This is a genomic window from Pseudoalteromonas sp. SWXJZ10B, assembly GCF_015864475.1.
Classification (GTDB): domain Bacteria; phylum Pseudomonadota; class Gammaproteobacteria; order Enterobacterales; family Alteromonadaceae; genus Pseudoalteromonas; species Pseudoalteromonas arctica.
Genome location: NZ_JADYXD010000012.1, coordinates 12137 through 34482, shown reverse-complemented (window position 1 = coordinate 34482; position 22346 = coordinate 12137). Strand labels below are relative to the sequence as shown.

Genomic DNA, 22346 nt, shown 5'->3' with positions numbered 1-22346 from the left:
TCTTTAACTTTAACCATTAATGAGTATGATGAAATCTATTAAACATAAAATCCTCAAAGGTGTATGCGGCCTAGTTTGTACAGCCGCCGTATTCTCAGCCAGCGCCCAAATTATTCCGGCACCACCTCAAGTTAATGCAAAAGGTTATTTTTTAGTCGACTTTACAACTGGTAAAGTAATTGCTGAAGGTGAAGCTGACACACAGCTAGCACCTGCAAGTTTAACTAAAATGATGACCAGTTATGTAATTGGTACTGAAATTAAAGCCGGTAACATTGCCAATACCGATATGGTAACGGTAAGCGAAAAAGCATGGGCTAAAAACTTCCCAGAATCTTCTAAAATGTTTATTGAAGTAGGTAAGCAAATTAGTGTTGATCAGCTTAACCACGGTATTATTATTCAATCTGGTAATGATGCATGTGTTGCAATGGCTGAGCATATTGCTGGAAGCGAAAGCGCATTTGCTGATTTAATGAATGCACATGCTGCTAAATTAGGTATGAGCAACAGCCACTTTATCAACAGCCACGGCCTTGATACTGACGAGCACTTCACAACTCCGCGCGATATGGCGACACTTGGTGCTGCACTTATTCGTGACGTGCCAGACGAATACGCACTTTATAAGCAAAAGTCATTTACTTATAACGGCATTAAGCAATATAACCGTAACTCATTATTGTGGGACGAAAGCTTAGATGTTGACGGTATTAAAACTGGCCATACATCAGAAGCAGGCTACAGCCTAGTTACCTCAGCAACTAAAAACGATATGCGTTTAATTGCTGTTGTTATGGGTACTACCAGCGAACGTGCTCGTAAAGTAGAAAGTAAAAAGCTACTTAACTATGGTTTTCGTTTTTATGAAACAATTACTCCGTACAAAGCAGGCGATAGCTTTGCAAAACAACGTATTTGGATGGGTAACAAAGAAAATGTATCTTTAGGTATTTTAGAAGATACACCGATTACTATCCCACGTGGTCAGCATAAAAACCTTAAAGCTAACTTTGAGCTAGATAACACGCTTGAAGCACCACTTGCTAAAGGTACTAAAGTAGGTACGTTATTCTTACAACTAGAGGGCGAAGATATTGCTCAATACCCGCTAGTAACACTTGAAGAAGTGGAAGAAGGCAGCTTCTTTAGCAAAATTTATGATTACTTACGTTTACAGATAATGCAGTAATTTACAATTGCCCTACTAACGTGGGTAACTAATTTAAACGTCTCCACTGTGAGGCGTTTTTTTTTGCTTGAAAAATGTTAGAATGCGCCCCATATAAGCAAGACTGCTAATTGCCTATCTGTATTAAGCTTCAAGCTTGCATAGAGTCCACACTTTTGTATGAGGAGTCACCGTCGTGGTTCAACCTGTTAAAGATACTAAATTTGATGAGTACCTAGAGTACCCTTGCCCATTTACATTCAGAATAATGGGTTTAGCTAATGTAAACTTAACTGATCAAATTTTAGCTAAGTTACAACCAATAGCACCTGGCGATTACGCCCCTAAAGTAAAACCAAGCAGCAAAGGTAATTACGAGTCAGTAAGCCTTGTAGCAACAGTTACTAGTGGCAAACACATTGAAGAAATTTACAACGTGATCAGCAATATTGATGACGTACGCCACATGCTTTAATCCATAGTTGAGATTTGTTGTGAACGAAAACACTTTGATCGTACGCCAACTGGGTCGCCAGCGTTATATGCCAATTTGGCAAAAAATGCAGGACTTTACCGACACCCGTGATGAAAATACGCCAGATGAAATTTGGCTTGTAGAGCACGAGAGTGTATTCACCCAAGGTCAAGCTGGTAAGGACGAACACTTACTTGCTCCTGGCGACATTGAGGTGATTAAAGTTGACCGTGGCGGACAGGTAACTTATCACGGTCCAGGCCAACAGATGATGTATGTATTATTTAATCTACGTCGTTTAAAAATTGGTGTACGTGAACTAGTTACGTGGCTTGAAGAGTGCATTATTGAATCACTCGCCGAGTACGGTATTGAAGCGTATGCTAAAGCTGATGCACCAGGTGTTTACGTTAACGACAGCAAAATTGCATCTCTCGGGTTAAGAGTTCGTCGTGGTTGCTCGTTTCATGGCTTAGCATTAAATGTTAATATGGATCTAAGTCCATTTTTACGCATTAACCCATGTGGTTATGCGGGCATGAATATGGTGCAAACTAAAGAATTAGATGGTCCTCAAAACCTAGAAAGTGCGGGTGAAGGATTGGTAAAACACATGATCAATAAGCTTAATGCAACACAGGTTAAGCATACTGAAGGGTTTGAAAACGAATGAATAAACCAGTCAAAATGGAACCAGGTGTAAAACTACGCGACGCAGAAAAAATGGCGTTGATCCCAGTAAAAGTTTTACCTACAGAAAAAACTGAAATGTTACGTAAGCCAGAATGGTTAAAAATTCGCTTACCTAAATCAACAGATCGCATTGACGGCATTAAAAAAGCGCTACGTAAACATGGCTTACACTCGGTATGTGAAGAGGCTTCGTGCCCTAACCTATCAGAATGTTTTAACCACGGTACCGCTACCTTTATGATTTTAGGTGCAATATGTACTCGCCGTTGCCCATTTTGTGATGTTGCCCATGGTCGCCCATTAAAACCTGATGCCACTGAACCTGAAAAGCTAGCACTTACTATTAAAGATATGAAGCTAAGCTACGTTGTAATCACTTCGGTTGACCGTGATGATTTACGTGATGGTGGTGCACAACACTTTGCTGATTGTATTCGCGAAATTCGTAAGCACAATCCAACAATCACTATCGAAATTTTAGTACCAGATTTTCGTGGCCGTATGGACCGCGCACTAGAGATACTAATCGAGACGCCACCAGATGTGTTTAACCACAATCTTGAAACTGCGCCACGTTTATATAAACTAGCTCGTCCTGGTGCTGACTACAAATGGTCTTTAGAATTACTTCGTCGCTTTAAAGAAGCTCACCCAGAAGTAAAAACTAAATCAGGCCTAATGGTTGGTTTAGGTGAAGAAATTAGCGAAATTGAAGAAGTACTTCGCGATTTACGTGCGCATAACGTTGACATGCTAACTGTAGGCCAATACCTACAACCTTCTAAGCATCACTTACCGGTTAAGCGCTACGTGCCACCAGTAGAGTTTGATGGCTTAAAAGCGTATGCAGACGAAATTGGCTTTACTCACGCGGCTTCAGGCCCGTTTGTACGCTCAAGCTACCACGCAGATCAACAAGCCGCTGGTAAAGAAGTGAAATAAATAAACTTAAGTATTAAACTACTTTTATAGTAAAAAATGCCGTTAGTTAATAAATTAAACTAACGGCATTTTTGTATGTGATAAATTTTTTTTACCATTTATCAAATAAAATTAGGTTAAACCCATCTAAGTTGAGATAATTAGTACTGACATAATTATTTAGGTTCATTATGAAACTATTAGTTCGTAACTTGTCTCGTGCTACCACTGAGCATGAGCTTCGTACTTTATTTGCAGAGCACGGTAAAGTGACTACCTGTAACTTAGTACTTGATAAAGAAACTGGCCAATCTAAAGGCTTTGCCTTTTTAGAAATGCCAAACGACATAGAAAGTAAAAGCGCTATTAAAGCACTTAACCAATCTACTGTTGATAAAAGTAAGATCCGCGTAAAACTTGCAGACGCTTAAAGCTAACTGCTACTTATGCTAAAAAACCAGCTAATGCTGGTTTTTTGCTTTTAGTGCACAGTATTGCATTTAGGCTTTATATTTAGCTAAAAACAAACTAACAGTTTGCTCTATTACTTTATTATTTTTCTGCTCTTCAGCTTTTTCAAACCCATAAAGCAACGGATAAAATACAAAAGACTTTAACTGATACACAAACTGTTTTGCTGCAATGCTTAAGTCATCAACTTTTAAAGTATTAGCCTTTGTAGCCTCTTTTAAAAAACCTTCAAAGTAGCTCATACATCCCATTGTATTATTGCTCAAAGATTTAGCTAACTGTGGCTCTTGTAGCATTTGCATAAAAGCTATTTTAGCAATGCGTAAAAAATCGGGGGAAGTGAGCATCCCTACTTCTTGCTCTGCAATAGCGCTAAGTTGTTGCTCAATAGGCTTATTTTTATCAAAGGAAATAACATCACCATGATTAATTTTAGCCAGCATCGTTGATAATATAGCCTGAAACAGTTCGTCTTTAGTCATAAAATGGTTATACACAGTACGCTTTGATGCACCCGCTTTAGCAGCAATTTGATCCATACTGGTATGCTCTACACCATTTTCATAAAATAATTGCTCTGCAGCTTCTAATATATCTATGCGTTTTTTTTCTGATAATTTCATAATGGGATCTTCAATTACTTATACATGTATTTTAACCAAACAATAAAAAAATGCACTAAGTAGTTTACTTTTTATATAGATAATGAAAAACTACACTCACTAGTTTACTTTAAGGTTTAACGATGACATTTTTTAAATGGTTAGTTGTGATCATCGCCGTCATTATTTGTGGAGTGTATAGCGTGAATAAAAGTTTAGTTGCTCATGGGTTAGAAAATACAGCTAATATTAAGCATTTTGACAATGGTAAGTTTCACAACGATGCCAAAGTTGAGCCGACTACATTGAAAAAAACACTGGGACTAATAGCGCGCTATATTAAAGAAAAACGTACCAATATTAGCCCTTCTAGTCCGGTACCTATGCACTCATTAACAAAAGATATGCTAGATAAATTAAGCAATAATACCATTCACGTAGTCAAATTAGGGCACTCTACGGTGCTATTAAAAGTGCATGGTGAATACTGGCTACTTGATCCCGTATTTAGTGAGCGCGCTTCGCCATTTTCGTTTTTAGGACCAAAACGCTTTTCGCCCACTCCAATTAGCATTACTGATCTACCTGAGATAGATAGAGTGCTTATATCGCATAATCATTACGACCACCTTGATAAAGCAGCTGTAAAACAACTAGCTGCAAAAACAAAGCAGTTTTATGTTCCTTTAGGTGTTGAAACTGATTTACAAAAATGGGGGATTGAACCAAGTAAAATATCTTCATTTAATTGGTGGCAAGAACAAGAAACTGAGCATGCATTAGTTGCCTTTACACCTACTCAGCATTTTTCTGGCCGAGGTATTAGTGATACAAATAATACCTTGTGGGGGTCGTGGGTTATTAAATCAAAGGAACAAAACCTCTTTTTCAGTGGTGACTCAGGCTACTTTGCTGGCTTTAAAGAAATAGGTAACAAGTACGGGCCATTTGATTTAACGCTTATTGAAACCGGTGCTTATGATAAAGACTGGGCCGATATTCATATGACGCCGGAAGAGTCTGTTAAGGCGCACTTGGACTTGCAAGGTAAAATCATGGTGCCCATTCATAATGGTACATTTGATTTAGCGTTTCATACCTGGATAGACCCACTTGAGCGAGTGACAGCAGCAAGTACAGCCAATAACGTTGCATTAAGTACACCGCAGTTTGGTCAAATATTTACAATAAATGATGCCCCCATACACGATAAGTGGTGGTTGCAATCATTTAAATAAAACTAAGCGGCTATTAAGCCGCTTTTTTTATACTTATAGTGCCCAATATTATAAAAGAAGCAGACAGCACAAAAAATGCCTCCTGTTCAGCTAATATTGCAGCAGCAAGAAATGCAATCCCACTAGCTATAAATAAATACCCACTTTTTTTACATTGGCTCATTATATGCTCCTTTAGGTTGTTCGTTATTTATACACCTTATAAAACTAATCTGCAATTGCGTGAAAAGTTTTCGATAAAAATTCGACATCGCTGCGGTGCTTCCTTTATATTGAAAGCCTAATTAAATAACAATATGAAGACTATGGCATCGACTCTTTTAAAAGTCGCAAGCTTAAGCTTGCTAGTTACCTTATTTGGCTGCTCAGACCCTGTTGATGAGCAAACCAACCTTGAAAACACACCTGGTGTAAGCCTTAGCAATATTAAACAACATATTAAAACGCTAGCCTCGGATGACTTTGAAGGCCGCGGCCCGCTTACTCATGGCGAAGTAAAAACAGTAGGCTACTTAAGCGAGCAATATAAAGCGCTGGGTTTAACCGGAGCTTATAAGGGTAAATACTTACAGCCTGTAAAAATGGCAATGGTGACGGCTAATCAGGATATGCAGTTAAAGGTAGGTGATTTAAGCTTTGAATCAGGTAAAGACTTCACTGCACGTACCGAGCAACTTCAGCCATTAATTGATGTACGTAACTCTGACGTTGTATTTGTTGGCTATGGTATTAATGCGCCAGAATATAAGTGGAATGATTATAAAAATATTGATGTAACGGGTAAAACAGTGGTTGTGCTAGTTAACGACCCAGGCTTTGCGACTCAAAATGATGCCTTATTTACTGGCAATGCAATGACCTACTACGGTCGCTGGACTTATAAATATGAAGAAGCGGCTCGCCAAGGTGCAAAGGCTGTATTTATTGTCCACGAAACAGCACCCGCAGCGTACCCTTGGGGCGTAGTTGAAAGCTCAAACACGGGTACTAAATACACGTTAATGGATAACAACTTAAACGCATCAAAATTACCGGTTATGGGCTGGCTAACACTTGATGCGACCGAGCAAATGTTTAACGCTGCAAAGCTAAACTATCAAGATTTAAAGCAAGCAGCATTAAGTGATGACTTTAAAGCGACGCCACTTAACTTAAAAGCAAACCTAGTTTTTAAAAACGAAATATCCCATGCCAAATCGCATAACGTCGTTGCACAAATTACAGGTAGCGAATCACCTGACGAGTACGTGGTTATAAGCGCACATTGGGATCATTTTGGTACGAAGCAAACCGACACTGGTCCTAAAATTTACAATGGCGCAGTAGATAATGCTTCTGGCACAGCAGCAACTCTTGAAATTGCACGCATCATGAGCGAAATGAACAAGCAAAAACCATTTAAACGCTCAATTATTTTTGCTAACTTTACAGCAGAAGAAACGGGATTAATTGGTTCTGAAGAGTTTGCATCGGGCGCGGTTGTACCAACAAAAAAAATGGTCGGTTTATTAAATATTGATGGCATGAACGTGCTTGATGGCACTGACTACATTTTACAATACGGTAAAGATTTATCGACAATGGAAAACTATTTAGCAAAGGCTGCAAAATCACAAGGCCGTGTTGTTAAAATGGATCCTCGCCCGCAAAATGGCTTGTTTTTTAGATCTGATCATTTCTCGCTTTCTAAGCAAGGCGTGCCTAGTTTATTATTTATGAGCCTGGGCGATACCGACCCTGAGTACATTGCGCATAAATACCATAAAGAAGCTGACGACTACTCTGCTGATTGGTCGCTAGGGGGAGTTAAGCAAGATATAGATCTTATTGTTGATATAGCCGCTCAACTTGCAAACAATGGCGATTGGCCAAAGTGGACTAGCGAGTCTGACTTTAAAGCTAAGCGCGCACAAGATAAGTAGTAATAGCTATTACTGAGTAATATAAAACCCTCCTAGTTGGAGGGTTTTTTCATTAAGCCATATATAAATGCTTTTATTGCCCAAGTACCACTTTAAACATGATTACCTGCACCCTATTAATAAAATAGTTAGCACAGTAAATCTGTCTATAGTGACAAACTATAAAAATTTTTACGAAAAAAGCAACTAAGTATTAAATACTTAGTTGCTTTGTGAGTATGACTGGTAAGGTTTTACAACTAACTCAAATATAAAGCCTGTTACTGAACCGTTGAAAACTCTTCTTTAGATAACTCGCCATTTCCATCTGTATCTAATTGATCAAATAACTGTACTAGTTGCGAGTTTACTTGTGCTTCTGATTTGCTAATTACGCCGTCGCCATCAGTATCAAAAGAATCAAAATCTACCGCAGCAAACGCCGCTGAAGAAGAAGCTAGGGCTACAAGTGGTAGGGCGTGTTGATCTTTGGTGGGTGAATTTGCAGCAGTCTGTTTGGTTTTTAGGCAAGGCAGAGCCTATGTAGTGTGGTTATTCCCCATAAATAGGCGATAACGCAGCATAAATACCAAACATGCGCTGCCCTTTGGGTTCTTTCTAGGGACTATTAACTCTTTGTTGCTCGGTTTTTACTTAGCCCACTAGGTTACAAACCTCGCGCCGCGATTTAATCGTTCCTAGATTGAACAAATTTCAATCCACAAAGATCAATACGCCCTAAAGTTTTGTGTAATGTTTTCATAAGCGTTTCCTTAGGCTTTGTGCCTGATAAGAGAGAGGTAAGAAGTCCTTTTCAAAGATCCTTTAGGAGTAAAGTTTGAATAAATTAATATTCAAAAAAATCATTTTCTGTCGGACCACCACTACTTTGAACATTCAGCTCGTCAAATTGCTCTATCACTTGCGCCGATTTTTCAGAGCGATTAATTAAAGCATTGCCGCCTGTATCAAGTGTTTCAAAGTCTGTGTTTGCAAATACAACTGACGAGGAAACAATAGCTATGAGCACAAATATTGATTGTAGCTTTTTCATAATTTAATCCTTCAAAAGTATGCGGTGTCCTAAATAAATTTGCTCAATAGTGTTCTCTAGTCACTTCCTGGTTATTCTTTTTAGTAGGCTCCCTTGCCTACTTAGGTTGTCTTTGGCAACTCAGAATTTAGATAACATCACAGAGCATTAACTGCTTAAGGCTTTAATTTTAGGCCTTAGAAAACTCATCTTCAGATAGCTCACCATCTTGGTTTGTATCGAGTTCTTCAAATTTGCTTAAAAGCTCAGCATCTACTGAAGCTTCGGCTTGGCTGATTGCGCCATTACCATCTACGTCTAGCGTATCAAAATCTGTTGCTGCAAAAGCCGCTGATGAAGAAGCTAGCGCCATTAGTACTAATGTTGATTGAAATGTTTTCATAATAGTATTCCTTCATTGGGTTGTTGCGATTAAGGCCTTTGGCTTTCATCACGTTTTGCTTAATACACTCTTGGTATTACAACTTCGATGCCACTTTTTATTTGTTATTTAAAAACAATGGGTTAAACAATATAAAGCGAGAGAAGCTAAATTTGGGGAGATGCTTTTGTTGCTTTTTAGCAACAGTCATTTAACTAAAAAAAATAAGCCAATATAAATCAATAAGTTAACTTTAATTAAAAAGACACACTTTAGCTAAAAAGCCAGTGACGGGAGCATTTAGGTTCGTCTTCAAAATAAACTGAATATGAACATGGAAATTACATAGGATTTATTCAAGTTTATTAAAAAATAAACTTATTTAAAATTAGATAGTTATATTTTTTTGAGGTATTTTATAAAAATTGTGAAGTGATATTTTGAAATTAACTGTTTTGTTGCCAAATGGCGAATTTATCTAGAAAGGTTGCAATGTGAAAGCTAAGTTATAGCATTGAGTTCATAACTTAATGCGCCGTAAAATATAGGTTCGCTTGAGTTAAGCAAACCTACATCGTGTGCCAGCCATCTGCAAAAGTACCGCTAAAAGTGCCACTATTTGAGGGAGGTAAATTATATAGATTTAAACTACTTCCACCCTTGTAGCCACTTTTGGTTGTCTTTTAAATCTCGCCAACTAATTGGATATTGATTTTTTGACATAACAGCCTCGGTAATACACTCAATTACATTGCCGTCTTCATCAAATTCCACCTCAACAATAATAAAGTGCTTTTCTTTATTTATAGCAGGTGTTGCGGTCCATTTACTATTCAATAATTTTTTAGGGTTTAATTTATTCATTTAATATAGCGACTCCTGCTAATATCACAGCTTATATAAAGCAACTATACGACCCCAACACCTACTTAGTTCAGGTTACTGCGCAACTAGCTTACCTTTGTACATTTGCATTTGGCAATGAAAGTCATATTCACCAGCTTCAAGCGCAGGTAGTTTAACTGTATTACCATCACCCATTGCCAGAGCTTTACTTATATCAAGCTGTGGAAATATCACTGTTTCGGCGCACGGTGCGCTGTCTTTTCTATCAAAGGTAAGTACAACCTCTTTGTTGGCAGCCACTTGAATATGGCCAGGCTTATAGATACCGTTATCAACGACTATCGTTACTTTATTGTCATCACTTTGTGTTTGCTCTGGTTTGTATAGCCAAAACCAATAAATAATTGCGGCTATTAACAGTGCACCACCTATATTAATCATCAACATAATGTACTCCTTAGCTTAAATTACGATTTATTTGGTTTGAAAAAACGTAAGCGATTAGCGTTACTTACCACAGTAAGCGATGAAAGTGCCATAGCAGCTCCTGCTACAACGGGGTTAAGTAATATGCCAAAAAATGGATACAACACGCCGGCTGCAATCGGAATACCCGCCACGTTATAAATAAAGGCACCAAATAGGTTTTGTTTAATATTTGAAATAGTTGCATTACTCACGGCAATTGCATCAGCAAGGCCATGTAACGAGCCACGCATTAAGGTAATGTCTGCACTTTCTATTGCTACATCAGTACCTGTACCAATTGCAAAGCCTACATCGGCTTGCGCAAGTGCGGGAGCATCGTTAATACCGTCACCAGTCATACCCACTATTTCACCATTGGCTTGGCGTTTTGTTACTTCGTTTACTTTGTCATCGGGCATTACTTCTGCAATAAAGTCATCAATACCAACTTGCTTAGCAACAGCTTGTGCAGTGGCTTTGTTGTCACCAGTTAGCATAACTAGGTGGATACCTTTATTTTGCAGGCGTTTAATCGCTTCTACTGAATCCTCTTTAATAGGATCTGCTACAGCAATAATAGCGTGGAGCTTATTATTACTTGCAAAATACATGGGCGTTTTAGCATCACTGGCAAGTGTTTGAGCTTGCTCGGTTGCATCATCAACACTCACATTGTATTTATCCATTAGCGCTTTGTTGCCAAATAACAATGTTTGCCCGTCAACACTGCCAGTTACGCCTTTACCTGTAATGGCATCAAAGTCGGTAACTTTACTCAGTGTTAAGCCATGCTTTTTAGCGTATGCCGTAATTGCTTCAGCCAGTGGATGCTCTGAGCTACTTTCAAGGCTTGCAACACATTGCATTACTGTATTTTCGTCGCTGTTGTTAAATGTAACCACATCGGTAACTTGCGGTGTGCCTTGAGTAATAGTGCCTGTTTTATCTAAAATCATGGTGGTGATTTTAGATGTAGTTTGCAGCGACTCGCCATTTCGAATTAATATTCCCGACTCAGCGGCTTTACCAATACCCACCATAACCGACATAGGGGTTGCGAGTCCCAGCGCACAAGGACAAGCAATAATAAGTACCGTGGTTACAGCAACAACGGCATAAGCAATTGATGGCTCAGGTCCAAAGTTTAACCATGCAAGGCCAGCAAGTACTGCTATAATCATGACTGTTGGTACAAATATCCCTGATATAACATCAGCTAAGCGCCCTATTGATGGCTTAGAGTTTTGTGCACGCTTTACCATATTGATAATATTGGCAAGTGTGGTTTCGCTACCAATGTGCGTGGCTTTAAATAATAAAGTGCCACTTTTATTAATACTTCCGGCAACGACTTTGTCGCCCGTTTTTTTGCGGGCAGGCATTGGCTCACCAGTAAGCATTGACTCATCAACCGTACTGCTGCCTTCAATAACGTCGCCATCTACAGGGATTTTTTCACCCGGGCGAACACGTACTTCATCATTTTTTACAACATCACTAATGTCGATGTCTTGCTCTTGATCATCGCGTATTACGCGTGCAGTTTTTGGTTGCAGACCAATTAAGCGTTTAATTGCCTGTGAGGTTCGCCCACGTGCTTTTACTTCAAAAGCGAGCCCTAAACTAATTAAACCGATGATCATCGATGACGCTTCAAAATATACGTGTCTTGCGACTTCTGGTAATAAATTTGGTGCGATTACTACAAACATCGAATACAACCACGCAGTACCTGTACCAAGCGCTATTAATGTATCCATATTTGCCGCATGGTTTTTAAATGCTTGCCATGCGCCGTTGTAAAATTGTTTACCTGATATAGCCATAACTACAAGCGTGACTATACCCACTAAAAACCACGCTATTCGTTGTGTGTCGGTGGTTACACTCATGTCAAAAATAAGCCCGTATATCATTAACGGTGTACCGACTCCTAACGCTAATATCATATTACGCATTAGCTTTTTGTAATGTGCCTCGTCTGACTTTGCTTTTTCATCAAGTGCATCTTGATCAGATTCGTTACTCATTGGCTTAGCTGAATAACCAATGTTTTCGACTGCTTTAATAAGCGTGCTTTCGTCGGCTTTACCTTCTACACGTACAGTACGCTCAGCAAAGTTCATTTCTACGCTTTGCGCACCTTGAACACTATTGAGGGCTTTTTCAATTTTGGCCACACAACTGCCACAATTAGCACCTTCAATAATAAAGTTTTGCGCGGTGTCTTTTGTATTAGTCGTCATTACGCTGCTCCTTATTTGCAGAATCGTTTATTGGATCAACAAAAGATTCTATTAAACTACACACGTCACTGGTATTTGCACCATCGGCTGATGTATCCCATTGCTCCAGAGCTGCATGCATTCTGTTTCGTAATTTTAATGTTTCTTGAAATAGTGCTTCGGTTTCTTCTAGGCGTTTAGTAATGAGTTTACGCGTTAACGGACAAGGACAATTCCCCTGCTCTGACTCGCCTATAATCTGTTGAATATCTTTGAGTGAAAAACCAAGTTGACGAGAGCTAATAATAAACTTTAAACGTTGCTGGTCTCGCTTTGTATATTCTTGATAGCCATTTTCTTCACTGCGTATTGGATTAAGTAACCCAACACGCGTGTAATGACGAACAGTATCGGCAGTCACGCCCATTAACTTGGCGAGTTGTTTAACATACATAATTTAGCTCCGTCATGTTTCAGTAGTTTCATAATAAACCTAGGTGCAACACATAGGTCAATAGCATCATTAAAATGCAATGACTTTTCCCTACAAAAAATATAATAGTATAAACTTAACTCGTATTTTTAATCGAAAGTTGGATATAGTGCAATTAAACGCATACTATAAACTCCCTAACAAATTGATTATTTTATGTTTTGCTAAAATACCTTATCATTTTTATAGGTTGCCTATATAGCAATCTAGGCATAGCAGAAAATGCTAAAAATAATATTCTGATCATTCATTCTTATCATAGTGAGCATGAGTGGACCAGTATGCTTAAAAAAGGATTTGAAGATTCTTTTAAAGAAGAAAAAAGTACGCATTTATTCCATGAATTTATGGATGCTAAGCGCTATCCTCAAGGAAAATTTAAAGAACAATTTTTGACCTACCTCCAACACAAATACATATCTACTAATTTAAGCCTTATTGCTGTAACAGATGACTCTGCACTCGAGTGGGTGACAGGTCACAGGGCTACATTTTTCCCTTCATTACCAATTGTATACAGTGGTATTAACCAAGTTACACCTGAAATTTTAGCAAAAAAAAACATGACAGGTGTTTTCGAAAATAGAAACCTTGCCCAAACAGTATTCGATATAAAGAGAATGACGGGGAAAGAACAGTTAATTGTTATTTCCGACAGCAGTATAACCGGTAAAATAAACTTAAATAAAATTAGAGCAATTAATAAGGACCCAAAAGCACCTAAACATATTTATGAGGTCATCGATTTAAATGAAATAGATATTGCAACAACACTTACCCCATACTCTAAAAACATTCCAATACTGGTGATCGGACAACTCATTAATCCCAATCAAAGAAATGAACTTATTCGCTGGAGCGAGAGTAGCTCTTTACTAGCTAAGCATACTACTAGACCCATATTCACTATTGCAAAAGTTACGTTAAATAATGGCGCAACTGGCGCACACGAACTTGACGGTATTCAGCACGCAATGCAGACGAGTCAGCTCATTAAGAAAATATTAAATGGTACTGAGGCTTCACTGTTACAGCCTATTTTACAGGCGCAAAGCATATGGGTTTTAGATGTTGGAAAATTAGAAGAAATTGGTATTAATTTAGCTTTAACCCCCACACCTAAAGTTCTTATTAATCAAAAAACAAGCTTTTATAAAAAGTACAAAACCTACGTTTGGCTTACTATTACAGCATTTAGCACAGCACTGTGCATCATTATATTAATGGCTGAAATAATTCGACGTACAAAGCAAAACCAAAAAATATTAAATATAAATCAACAGCGTTATAAAGACTTAGCTCAAGCTGGCGCAAATGTATTTTGGGAAACAAATCAATTAGGTGAACTTTGCTATATTTCTGGTAATACAACGTTATTTTTTAATTTATCTCAGCAAAAAATGCTTAATCATACCTTTGAGTCATTATTGAAAAATAACAATAATATTGAGTTTCCTTGGGAAAATTATAAAGTAGCTACTGAGAAAAAAAATAAAATAAAAAACCTAATTATAAAAATAAAATTATCCAGTAAAGATCTTAAAATTTTAATGCTCGTGGCTAAGCCAACCTTTGATCAAAACAGTAATTTTTCGGGTTACCGCGGAATAATTAAGGATATCACACAGCAACATCAGCTTTCGGAACGAGTCGTATATCAAGCAAGCTATGACCAACTTACTGGGCTTATAAATCGCCAAACCTTTAATGAAAAACTGAAAGCTTACTTATCTAATAAGCAAAATAATCAAGCTCCACGCTTTTTATGTATACTCGATTTAGACCGCTTCAAATTAGTTAATGACAGCGCAGGTCACCTAGTTGGTGATGCCATGTTATGTGAAGTCGCGACACTTATAAAGCAAAGCATTACTAATAAAGACTTACTTGCACGTTTAGGCGGGGACGAATTTGCTTTATTAGTTAATGATTCAACTTTAGAGCAAGCTCAGCTCACCTGTGAAAAAATAATTAGTACGATTAGAAGCTATAAGTTTATATGGAATGAACGAATTTTTGACTCAGGTATTAGTATAGGTATGGTGCCTATAACATATGGACTAAATGCGACAGAGTTACTTAGTAAAGCAGATCTAGCGTGCTATAAAGCTAAAGAACTAGGCCGAGGTCGTGTTTATATTACCGATCACGGTAACAATAGTTTATACAACGAAGCACTTCAAATAGGCTATATTGCGAATATTAGCCAAGCTATTACTAATAATCAGTTTTTTTTAGTTAAACAGCAAATAGCTCCACTAAGCTCTTCTATAAGTGAACAAGCCCACTACGAAATTTTAATTCGCTTTAAAGCGCTTGATAATAAACTAATTCCCCCTGATTTATTTATTCCAGCTGCAGAAAAAAATGGCTTAATAACATTAATAGATCAATGGGTAGTGAGTACTTTATTAGTGAGATATAGAGAGTTTTTCCCTGATAATAATACCCTTGTATCTATTAACTTATCTGGGATTAGCCTAAGTAATGAGGCGTTTGTACAACACATAATTAAACTCATAAAAAAAAGTGATATCAATGCTAAGAATATTTGTTTTGAAATCACCGAAACAGCTGCTATATCTCAGATAACTAAAGTTCAAAATTTTATAAGAGAGATGAAAGTACTTGGTATTAAGTTCGCAATCGATGATTTTGGCAGTGGCGCGTCTACTTACGAATATTTAAAAAACCTACCAGCTGATTATCTTAAAATAGATGGCAGTTTAATTAAAAATATTGAACGCAGCCAAGTAGATCAACAAATAGTCAAATCTATTAATGAAATAGCCCATATGATGGGAATGCAGACCATTGCAGAGTTTGTAGAGAATGAACAGATTAACCAAATACTTGAGACTATCGGTGTTAACTATGTACAGGGCTACCATATTGGTAAACCCTGCCCATGTGATGAAAAATAAAAGTTTAGATAAATATCAGCCTTACTTATTTTCACCCTCGCGAGATACTTTTAATTCGTCACTTAGTTGCTGCGCTAAAGCTTGTATTTTAGGCATTGCATCTTGCATTAAGCTTTGTGACATTTGCATAGATTCTTGCATTACAACTGGCATTTTAGCGAGTATTTTTTGCCCAGTATCTGTTTTATAAAAAGCTAACATATCGGCAATTTCTTGTTCATTAAAATGCTTGTCGTACACGTTAACCATCATTGGCTGCATTTTAGCCCAGCTCATTTGCGTTTTTAATACTGCTGTCATATCTGCGTAGTATTTATCAAAAATTGGCTGCTCAGAAGGCTTAACGCCCATTTGGTCTGACATGCCTTTCATCATACCTTCAACCTGGCCGTACATAGAGTCAACCATTGAATCTAAATTCATTACACTAATAAGTTCATCTATTTTTTGCTGCTTAGTATTTTGTTCAGCATATAAACTACTAGAAAAAATCAGTAATGATAAAAGTAGTACCTTACCCATAATAATATCCTTTCATATAAATAATCGTTTTATAGTTACATTATTAATTAGTCTTGTAAAGGGTACAAGCAATCACTAAAAAGGCCGAGTAAAATGAATTTATTCGGCCTTTTATAAATATATTTTTATGTTAATCGTCTTCTACATTATCTAGGCCTTTAGTGCCTTCTTTGGCTTTTAGCTTATGATGAATAGCTGACTTTATTAGCATGTAACCACTAATCGGTGCCGTAATTAGTAAAAATATAGTAATGAGTATTTCTTTAACACTTAGGCCATGCCCTGAATTTGCAAAATAAACCATAGCTGCAATTAGCATACTTGCCATGCCCAACGTTGTTGCTTTAGTTGGCCCATGCAAACGCATAAAAAAGTCAGGTAGTTTAACTAAGCCTATTGAGCCAATTAAAATAAACGTACCACCAAATAACAATAATATTGATACAACCCATTCGCTGATCATGTTTTCACCTTATTCAATTATATCGCCACGTAGTAAATACTTACACACTGCAACTGTACTTATGAAACCTAGCATGGCAATAAGCAGTGCAGCTTCAAAATAAAGCCCTGTATCCATACTAATGCTATATAAAATAATCAGTGCAATGACGTTAATGTACATTGTATCGAGCGCTAAAACACGATCAGGCACTGATGGACCAATGATCAATCGCCATAAATTAAGCAATAATGATAAGCCAATCATCGAAAAAACAATGAGTAATACGGTGTCTAACATTGAAATATCTCCTTTAGTGGAGCTTCGTAGCGTTGTTTTATTTGTTTGATAAGTGCTTCTTCATCTTTAAGGTCAAGCACATGTATTAATAAGTAGCGTTGTGTTGGCTCTTCACCCTCAGGTAACGATTCAGCAATTGGGTAAACCTCTGCACTCACTGTACCGGGTGTAAGCGATACACTACTGGCCAATATGGTAATTGGCATATCATGAGTTAAATCTATCGGTACTTTTATAAATGCCGGACGCAAATTTTTAGATGGCCCAAGTATAAGTAAAGCCACTTGTAAATTTGCTACGACAATATCGTACAGCACAATAAGCAACTGCTTAAGAGCCAAGCCCGGCTTTAAAATTAGTGGCTGAGGCTCGCGAAGCGAAAAACTTAATATCGGGATAAGTATTGCAAAAATAGTCGCTAATACTAAGTGCCCTACCGACACGCTATTATTTAACAATAGCCAAACCATAAACAAAAATAAGCTACGAAATGGCGTTGGTAACCAACGAAAACGGGCTTGTAATCTCATCACATGCCTCCTTTAAGTACAGCATTAATACCGCCGCTTATATCATGTAACTGAGTAGCAGCACCTAGCATGTATTCACTTATTGGTCCGCCAAAAATAACGAGCAATGGCGAACACGCAAGTAAACCTATAATTACAATTACCTGCAACGGGTGTGCATTTGCACAATCTGCGTTTTCGCTATTTTTACTTTTATGCTCCCAAAACAAGGTCGTGCCAGCACGCGAAAGCGCTACCAACAACGCGAAGCTTGTTACTAAATATACAGGCCAAAATAGTAAAGCTTGCTCACTATTTAATGTGGCTTTAAGTATCCAAATTTTACCTACAAAGCCTGATAGTGGCGGCATACCAACTACAGTTAAAGCCGCAACAATAAAGCACACACCTAATAAAAATGGTTGTTTAACAGAGCGACCCGCTACTAGCCTATCACCAACTTTACCGCGCTGGATTGAAACTAAGTCTGCTAGTAAAAACAGTGCGGCACTAACAAGTGTTGAATGCACTAAATAATATAAAAGTGCAGCAGTGGCATTTACATTTTGCAATGCAATTAGCGCAACCAACGTACCTACCGATACTAATACTAAGTTAGAGGTGAGTTTACGTAAGTCTTGCGCTGCCATAACGCCAATGGCACCCACTATAATGGTGGCAATTGCTAAGCCCCAAAGCCAAGGCTGCGCCATATGTTCAAGCGCTCCTGCTTGTTCGCCAAATATCACCGTGTAAACACGAAGCATGGCGTAAACGCCTACTTTGGTCATAATCGCAAACAATGCAGCAACCACAGGTTTAGCGCTTGAATACGTATTTGGAAGCCATAAATGCAGAGGTAATAGTGCGGCCTTTAAAGCAAATACAATTAATAGTAATAAACCACCTGCTTTTGCTAGGTATACATCATCGCCCGAAAGCTGTGATACTTTTTGCGCCATATCTGCAATATTAAGCGTACCAAGTACACCGTACAAAATACCCAAACCGATTAAAAATACGCTTGAGCCAACTAAATTTAATATTACATATTGCAGTGCCGCACGAGTGTTTTGTTTATCACCTGCGTGCATTAACAGTGCATATGATGCAATCAGTAACACTTCAAAAAATACAAATAGGTTAAATAAATCGCCAGTTAAAAACGCGCCATTTACACCCAATATTAAAAAATGAACAAGTGGATGATAAAAGCTGCCCTTTTCATCATCGCCAGCACTACCATATAAAATAGCGCCCAAACCTAAAAGTGAAGTTAACGTAACCAATAAGGTAGATAACATGTCAGCGACTAAGACTATCCCAAATGGTGCAGACCAACTACCAATAGCGTAAACATTAATACCTGTATTATTAATATGTACAAGTAAAAGCACACTAATGGCAAAAGTAGCTATTGCCATTACAATTGAAACTAAGCGGCGAATTTTGACGCTTTTACCACATGGCGGCAGCAATAAAATAACTGCCGTCAACATAGGTAATAAAATAGGTAGCGAAGCTAAATGTTGGATCATTTTTGCTCCTTATTATCTGCAGAGGTGTTAGGCACATAACCATCAACATGGTCACTACCTAAATCGGCGCGCCCACGTATTGCCAAAATAACCACAAATGCGGTCATCGCAAAACCAATCACTATTGCAGTTAGTACTAATGCTTGAGGTAGAGGATCGGCGTATTCTGTGCCAGTACCAAGTACTACCGCTTTATTAATAGTAAGGCGACCTGCTGAAAACAAAAATAAATTAACAGCGTATGAAATCATAGTAAGCCCAAGTACTACAGGGAATGTACGAGCTCTCAGCAGTAAAAACACACCGCAACTGACCAATACTCCAACGCAAGATGCGTACAATAATTCCATTAAATATTTACCTCTTTTTTCTGGGTATCTGCTGTCATATTACCTAAGCTTGCTAAAATCATTAACGTAGCGCCTACAACAGTTAAGTAAACACCTAGGTCAAATGCAATCGCGCTGGCAAGCTCTGTTTTACCGACAAACGGAATATCAAAGTAGTCAAACCAAGTTGTTAAAAATGGCTTATCGAAGAACCAACTACCCACACCTGTAAACAAAGAAATACCGATGCCTGAGGCTATAATTTTGCGATAATTAACATCAAAGCGTTCGTTTATCCATGCTGTACCATGCGCCATGTATTGCAAAATAAACGCGATTGACGTTACCAGTCCTGCAATAAAGCCACCACCAGGTAAGTTATGTCCACGTAGGAAAATATATGCAGAAACTAATAACGCAAGCGGTAATAAACTTTGTGAAATACTCGCCAGTAATATTGGATGACGTTCTTTAGCCCATGGGCGCCCTTCGCTGTCGCTTGCTGGCATAAATAATGGAATTCGAGAAAGTACTTTAAATATACCTAATGCGGCAATACCTAATACGGTAATTTCTCCAAGCGTATCAAAGCCCCTAAAGTCGACCAAAATAACGTTAACCACGTTGGTACCACCGCCACCTATTTTAGCGTTAGCAATAAAGAAGTCTGAGATTGAATCTAATGGACGTGTAAGTAATGCGTAACAAATACTCGCTATCACTACACCTAACGTAGAGGCTATTGCTAAGTCTCGAAGTACGCGTAATGAACTTGATTCTTTTGGCGTATGCTGCGGCAAGAAAAACAATGCCAACATAAGTAAAATAATAGTAACAACCTCAACGGTTAGCTGCGTAAGCGCTAAATCTGGAGCAGAAAAGCGTGTAAATACAACCGACACCATTAATCCTACAATTGAGAGCATTAATAGCGATACCATTCGAGAGCGATGCCAAATAACGGTGGCAAGAGCACCAATAATCAATAAGCCTGCACCAATTGCATTGTGCACATCAACAGGGGTAAGTGGCATGCTTCCGGCAAGTTGTTGCATTTCAAATAACGGCCAACCTGCACACAGTAATACTACCGCTAACATAATTACAAGGTAGCGCTGCAGCGATCCATTTTCTGTACTGTTTACTTTTGACTGACACCAAGCAACAATATTTAAGATTACACGTTCAAACGTTTTTTTAGCGTTTAGAGGTGGTAGTGATGCTTGAAATTGAAATAGATATTTACGATTAATATAAATAAATAAGCCGCCAGCAATCGCCATCGCACTCATTAGTAGAGGCAAGTTAAACCCATGCCAGATAGCTAATTCGTAAACAGGCATTTCTTTTCCAAGTACAGCTAAAGACGCCGCAGATAAAATGCCATCAATTGTAAAGTGCGGGAACATACCCACTAACAAACAAATCACAACAAGTATTTCTATTGGTACACGCATATAGCGCGGTGGCTCATGCGGCGTACGAGGTAAATCAATTGGTTCACCATTAAAAAACACGTCATGAATAAAGCGTGCTGAGTACGCAACAGCTAATGCACCTGCAACAGTTGCCAGTACTGGAATTAACCACGACATAGAACCAAGCACTTGCTGATGCAGCGTTTCTGCAAAAAACATTTCTTTAGACAAGAAGCCATTTAGTAAAGGAACTCCTGCCATTGCAGCCGCCGCGACCATCGCAAGCGTTGCAGTGTATGGTAAGTATCGCCACATACCATTTAATTTACGCATATCGCGCGTGCCCGTTTCGTGATCAATAATACCAACGGCCATAAATAACGACGCTTTAAACGTCGCATGGTTAATTATGTGAAAAATAGCAGCAACAGTCGCAAGTTCAGTATCAAGTCCGAGTAATAGCGTTATTAAACCCAAATGGCTTATTGTTGAATAGGCTAACAAGCCTTTTAAGTCGTGTTTGAATAGTGCTATATAAGCGCCAAACAACAGCGTAGCTAAACCCGTTAACCCAACGAGCAAGAACCAAGTATCGGTGCCGGCTAAAGCAGGATGAAAACGTGCTAACAAAAATATACCGGCTTTTACCATCGTCGCAGAATGTAAATACGCGCTTACTGGCGTAGGCGCTGCCATTGCATGAGGAAGCCAAAAGTGAAATGGAAATTGTGCCGATTTAGTAAACGCACCCAGTAGCACCAATACCAATGCTACTTCGTATAAATCATGAGATTGAATTATTGCTTTACTCGCTAGAATAACATCTAGGTCGTAACTACCAACAATATCACCTAATAGCATCAATCCAGCAAGTAACGCTAAGCCGCCCGCGCCTGTTACAGCAAGCGCCATACGTGCGCCTTTTCGCGCTTCTGATTTATGCCACCAAAAACTAATTAATAAAAATGAGCTGATGCTCGTTAATTCCCAAAACAACCACAGTTGAATGACGTTGTTAGACATAACAATACCAAGCATTGCAGTCATAAATAGCATTAAGTAACTATATAGCTTAGCCATTGAGTCATTAGCGCTTAGGTAGTAACGGGTGTAGAGGATAACGAGCAAGCCTATGCCTAAAATCATAAACATAAACAATAAACTGAGGCCGTCTAACCGCAGAGACAAATCGAGTCCTATTGACGGGATCCAAGCTAAAGAATAACGAATGGTTTCGCCCGCTAAAACGGCAGGTGCATGGTATAGAGTAATCCCCAAAGCCGTCAAAGGCGCAAGAGCCGTTAAACTAGTGCTTAAATTGCGGGATAACTTACCTGTGCATGCAGAAATAACACTGCCAATTAAGGATAACAAGGGTATCCAGAGCAAAGTCATAATGTAGGGCCTTTTATTATCATAAGTTTATTAGGGCATCTCTTTTTAAT

At 38.3% G+C, this 22346-nt stretch carries 23 protein-coding genes and 1 pseudogene; 8 read left to right on the top strand and 16 right to left on the bottom strand.

Going from position 1 to position 22346, the window contains the following annotated elements; translation table 11 throughout:
- Positions 1 to 28 precede the first annotated feature (28 nt).
- The 5 genes from I6F54_RS12240 (at position 29) to I6F54_RS12220 (ending at position 3691) form a co-directional block, all read left to right on the top strand.
- On the top strand, positions 29 to 1192 hold the full coding sequence (locus tag I6F54_RS12240; RefSeq protein WP_197141554.1) for a serine hydrolase: 1164 nt from the start codon (positions 29 to 31) through the stop codon (positions 1190 to 1192).
- Between the two features lie 175 nt (positions 1193 to 1367).
- The gene (gene ybeD / locus I6F54_RS12235) at positions 1368 to 1646 is read left to right on the top strand and encodes a DUF493 family protein YbeD (protein ID WP_002958517.1); all 279 of its coding nucleotides are present in this window, start codon (positions 1368 to 1370) and stop codon (positions 1644 to 1646) included.
- Positions 1647 to 1665: 19 nt separating this feature from the next.
- Complete coding sequence (gene lipB / locus I6F54_RS12230; RefSeq protein WP_096792742.1) at positions 1666 to 2319, top strand: lipoyl(octanoyl) transferase LipB; 654 nt, start codon at positions 1666 to 1668, stop codon at positions 2317 to 2319.
- Complete coding sequence (lipA, locus tag I6F54_RS12225; protein WP_002958515.1) at positions 2316 to 3281, top strand: lipoyl synthase; 966 nt, start codon at positions 2316 to 2318, stop codon at positions 3279 to 3281. The genes lipB and lipA overlap by 4 nt, the downstream gene beginning before the upstream one ends.
- Positions 3282 to 3451: 170 nt before the next feature.
- The gene (locus tag I6F54_RS12220; RefSeq protein ID WP_007585551.1) at positions 3452 to 3691 is read left to right on the top strand and encodes an RNA recognition motif domain-containing protein; all 240 of its coding nucleotides are present in this window, start codon (positions 3452 to 3454) and stop codon (positions 3689 to 3691) included.
- Between the two features lie 69 nt (positions 3692 to 3760).
- On the opposite strand, the gene I6F54_RS12215 is transcribed toward I6F54_RS12220, so the two are convergent.
- Positions 3761 to 4354, bottom strand: a complete 594-nt coding sequence (locus tag I6F54_RS12215) for a TetR/AcrR family transcriptional regulator (protein WP_197141552.1) — start codon at positions 4352 to 4354, stop codon at positions 3761 to 3763.
- A gap of 122 nt (positions 4355 to 4476) precedes the next feature.
- On the opposite strand from I6F54_RS12215, the gene I6F54_RS12210 reads away from it, so the two are divergent.
- Positions 4477 to 5571 (top strand): MBL fold metallo-hydrolase, encoded by a 1095-nt coding sequence (locus I6F54_RS12210; protein WP_197141550.1) that lies wholly within the window; start codon positions 4477 to 4479, stop codon positions 5569 to 5571.
- A gap of 13 nt (positions 5572 to 5584) precedes the next feature.
- Here I6F54_RS12210 and I6F54_RS12205 read toward each other — a convergent pair whose 3' ends face one another.
- The gene (locus I6F54_RS12205) at positions 5585 to 5734 is read right to left on the bottom strand and encodes a hypothetical protein (protein ID WP_197141548.1); all 150 of its coding nucleotides are present in this window, start codon (positions 5732 to 5734) and stop codon (positions 5585 to 5587) included.
- Positions 5735 to 5876: 142 nt separating this feature from the next.
- On the opposite strand from I6F54_RS12205, the gene I6F54_RS12200 reads away from it, so the two are divergent.
- Positions 5877 to 7493, top strand: a complete 1617-nt coding sequence (locus I6F54_RS12200) for a M28 family metallopeptidase (RefSeq protein ID WP_197141546.1) — start codon at positions 5877 to 5879, stop codon at positions 7491 to 7493.
- Between the two features lie 260 nt (positions 7494 to 7753).
- On the opposite strand, the pseudogene I6F54_RS12195 reads toward I6F54_RS12200, so the two are convergent.
- The 7 genes and pseudogenes from I6F54_RS12195 to I6F54_RS12165 form a co-directional block, all read right to left on the bottom strand.
- Positions 7754 to 7948 (bottom strand): annotated as a pseudogene (locus tag I6F54_RS12195) (EF-hand domain-containing protein); the annotation flags it as partial.
- A gap of 371 nt (positions 7949 to 8319) precedes the next feature.
- Positions 8320 to 8526, bottom strand: a complete 207-nt coding sequence (locus I6F54_RS12190; protein ID WP_165728928.1) for a calmodulin — start codon at positions 8524 to 8526, stop codon at positions 8320 to 8322.
- A gap of 169 nt (positions 8527 to 8695) precedes the next feature.
- On the bottom strand, positions 8696 to 8908 hold the full coding sequence (locus I6F54_RS12185) for a calmodulin (protein WP_007585535.1): 213 nt from the start codon (positions 8906 to 8908) through the stop codon (positions 8696 to 8698).
- Positions 8909 to 9535: 627 nt separating this feature from the next.
- Positions 9536 to 9751, bottom strand: coding sequence for a TIGR02450 family Trp-rich protein (locus I6F54_RS12180; protein WP_002958506.1), 216 nt, complete (start codon positions 9749 to 9751; stop codon positions 9536 to 9538).
- 75 nt (positions 9752 to 9826) lie between these two features.
- Positions 9827 to 10180 (bottom strand): cupredoxin domain-containing protein, encoded by a 354-nt coding sequence (locus tag I6F54_RS12175; protein ID WP_165728929.1) that lies wholly within the window; start codon positions 10178 to 10180, stop codon positions 9827 to 9829.
- Positions 10181 to 10200: 20 nt separating this feature from the next.
- Complete coding sequence (locus I6F54_RS12170) at positions 10201 to 12447, bottom strand: heavy metal translocating P-type ATPase (protein WP_165741482.1); 2247 nt, start codon at positions 12445 to 12447, stop codon at positions 10201 to 10203.
- A complete protein-coding gene (locus I6F54_RS12165; RefSeq protein ID WP_165741484.1) occupies positions 12437 to 12880 on the bottom strand; it encodes a MerR family transcriptional regulator in 444 nt (147 codons plus the stop codon). The genes I6F54_RS12170 and I6F54_RS12165 overlap by 11 nt, the downstream gene beginning before the upstream one ends.
- A gap of 320 nt (positions 12881 to 13200) precedes the next feature.
- On the opposite strand from I6F54_RS12165, the gene I6F54_RS12160 reads away from it, so the two are divergent.
- Positions 13201 to 15843 (top strand): EAL domain-containing protein, encoded by a 2643-nt coding sequence (locus I6F54_RS12160; protein WP_166419157.1) that lies wholly within the window; start codon positions 13201 to 13203, stop codon positions 15841 to 15843.
- Between the two features lie 21 nt (positions 15844 to 15864).
- Here I6F54_RS12160 and I6F54_RS12155 read toward each other — a convergent pair whose 3' ends face one another.
- The 7 genes from I6F54_RS12155 to I6F54_RS12125 all read right to left on the bottom strand — a co-directional run bounded on the left by I6F54_RS12155 (position 15865) and on the right by I6F54_RS12125 (position 22296).
- Positions 15865 to 16365: a DUF2059 domain-containing protein gene (locus I6F54_RS12155; protein ID WP_165742258.1), complete on the bottom strand. Its 501-nt coding sequence runs from the start codon at positions 16363 to 16365 to the stop codon at positions 15865 to 15867.
- Between the two features lie 130 nt (positions 16366 to 16495).
- A complete protein-coding gene (locus I6F54_RS12150; protein ID WP_007585525.1) occupies positions 16496 to 16828 on the bottom strand; it encodes a Na+/H+ antiporter subunit G in 333 nt (110 codons plus the stop codon).
- 9 nt (positions 16829 to 16837) lie between these two features.
- Positions 16838 to 17107, bottom strand: a complete 270-nt coding sequence (locus tag I6F54_RS12145) for a K+/H+ antiporter subunit F (protein WP_007378493.1) — start codon at positions 17105 to 17107, stop codon at positions 16838 to 16840.
- The gene (locus I6F54_RS12140) at positions 17101 to 17637 is read right to left on the bottom strand and encodes a Na+/H+ antiporter subunit E (RefSeq protein WP_007585523.1); all 537 of its coding nucleotides are present in this window, start codon (positions 17635 to 17637) and stop codon (positions 17101 to 17103) included. The genes I6F54_RS12145 and I6F54_RS12140 overlap by 7 nt, the downstream gene beginning before the upstream one ends.
- Positions 17637 to 19154, bottom strand: coding sequence for a monovalent cation/H+ antiporter subunit D (locus I6F54_RS12135; RefSeq protein WP_010554686.1), 1518 nt, complete (start codon positions 19152 to 19154; stop codon positions 17637 to 17639). Before I6F54_RS12135 ends, I6F54_RS12140 begins: the two co-directional genes overlap by 1 nt.
- Positions 19151 to 19504 carry a Na+/H+ antiporter subunit C gene (locus tag I6F54_RS12130; RefSeq protein ID WP_010554685.1) on the bottom strand — a complete coding sequence of 118 codons (354 nt, stop codon included), beginning with the start codon at positions 19502 to 19504 and terminating at the stop codon, positions 19151 to 19153. Before I6F54_RS12130 ends, I6F54_RS12135 begins: the two co-directional genes overlap by 4 nt.
- Positions 19504 to 22296, bottom strand: coding sequence for a monovalent cation/H+ antiporter subunit A (locus I6F54_RS12125; protein ID WP_165728932.1), 2793 nt, complete (start codon positions 22294 to 22296; stop codon positions 19504 to 19506). Before I6F54_RS12125 ends, I6F54_RS12130 begins: the two co-directional genes overlap by 1 nt.
- Positions 22297 to 22346: the final 50 nt, after the last annotated feature.

Bases quoted from the DNA above. Each gene is read 5' to 3' on its own strand.
- I6F54_RS12240 (WP_197141554.1), top strand. From the start codon at position 29: ATGAAATCTATTAAACATAAAATCCTCAAAGGTGTATGCGGCCTAGTT.
- lipA (WP_002958515.1), top strand. From the start codon at position 2,316: ATGAATAAACCAGTCAAAATGGAACCAGGTGTAAAACTACGCGACGCA.
- I6F54_RS12220 (WP_007585551.1), top strand. From the start codon at position 3,452: ATGAAACTATTAGTTCGTAACTTGTCTCGTGCTACCACTGAGCATGAG.
- I6F54_RS12215 (WP_197141552.1), bottom strand. From the start codon at position 4,354: ATGAAATTATCAGAAAAAAAACGCATAGATATATTAGAAGCTGCAGAG.
- I6F54_RS12210 (WP_197141550.1), top strand. From the start codon at position 4,477: ATGACATTTTTTAAATGGTTAGTTGTGATCATCGCCGTCATTATTTGT.
- I6F54_RS12205 (WP_197141548.1), bottom strand. From the start codon at position 5,734: ATGAGCCAATGTAAAAAAAGTGGGTATTTATTTATAGCTAGTGGGATT.
- I6F54_RS12200 (WP_197141546.1), top strand. From the start codon at position 5,877: ATGGCATCGACTCTTTTAAAAGTCGCAAGCTTAAGCTTGCTAGTTACC.
- I6F54_RS12190 (WP_165728928.1), bottom strand. From the start codon at position 8,526: ATGAAAAAGCTACAATCAATATTTGTGCTCATAGCTATTGTTTCCTCG.
- I6F54_RS12185 (WP_007585535.1), bottom strand. From the start codon at position 8,908: ATGAAAACATTTCAATCAACATTAGTACTAATGGCGCTAGCTTCTTCA.
- I6F54_RS12180 (WP_002958506.1), bottom strand. From the start codon at position 9,751: ATGAATAAATTAAACCCTAAAAAATTATTGAATAGTAAATGGACCGCA.
- I6F54_RS12175 (WP_165728929.1), bottom strand. From the start codon at position 10,180: ATGTTGATGATTAATATAGGTGGTGCACTGTTAATAGCCGCAATTATT.
- I6F54_RS12170 (WP_165741482.1), bottom strand. From the start codon at position 12,447: ATGACGACTAATACAAAAGACACCGCGCAAAACTTTATTATTGAAGGT.
- I6F54_RS12165 (WP_165741484.1), bottom strand. From the start codon at position 12,880: ATGTATGTTAAACAACTCGCCAAGTTAATGGGCGTGACTGCCGATACT.
- I6F54_RS12160 (WP_166419157.1), top strand. From the start codon at position 13,201: ATGCTTAAAAAAGGATTTGAAGATTCTTTTAAAGAAGAAAAAAGTACG.
- I6F54_RS12155 (WP_165742258.1), bottom strand. From the start codon at position 16,365: ATGGGTAAGGTACTACTTTTATCATTACTGATTTTTTCTAGTAGTTTA.
- I6F54_RS12150 (WP_007585525.1), bottom strand. From the start codon at position 16,828: ATGATCAGCGAATGGGTTGTATCAATATTATTGTTATTTGGTGGTACG.
- I6F54_RS12145 (WP_007378493.1), bottom strand. From the start codon at position 17,107: ATGTTAGACACCGTATTACTCATTGTTTTTTCGATGATTGGCTTATCA.
- I6F54_RS12140 (WP_007585523.1), bottom strand. From the start codon at position 17,637: ATGAGATTACAAGCCCGTTTTCGTTGGTTACCAACGCCATTTCGTAGC.
- I6F54_RS12135 (WP_010554686.1), bottom strand. From the start codon at position 19,154: ATGATCCAACATTTAGCTTCGCTACCTATTTTATTACCTATGTTGACG.
- I6F54_RS12130 (WP_010554685.1), bottom strand. From the start codon at position 19,504: ATGGAATTATTGTACGCATCTTGCGTTGGAGTATTGGTCAGTTGCGGT.
- I6F54_RS12125 (WP_165728932.1), bottom strand. From the start codon at position 22,296: ATGACTTTGCTCTGGATACCCTTGTTATCCTTAATTGGCAGTGTTATT.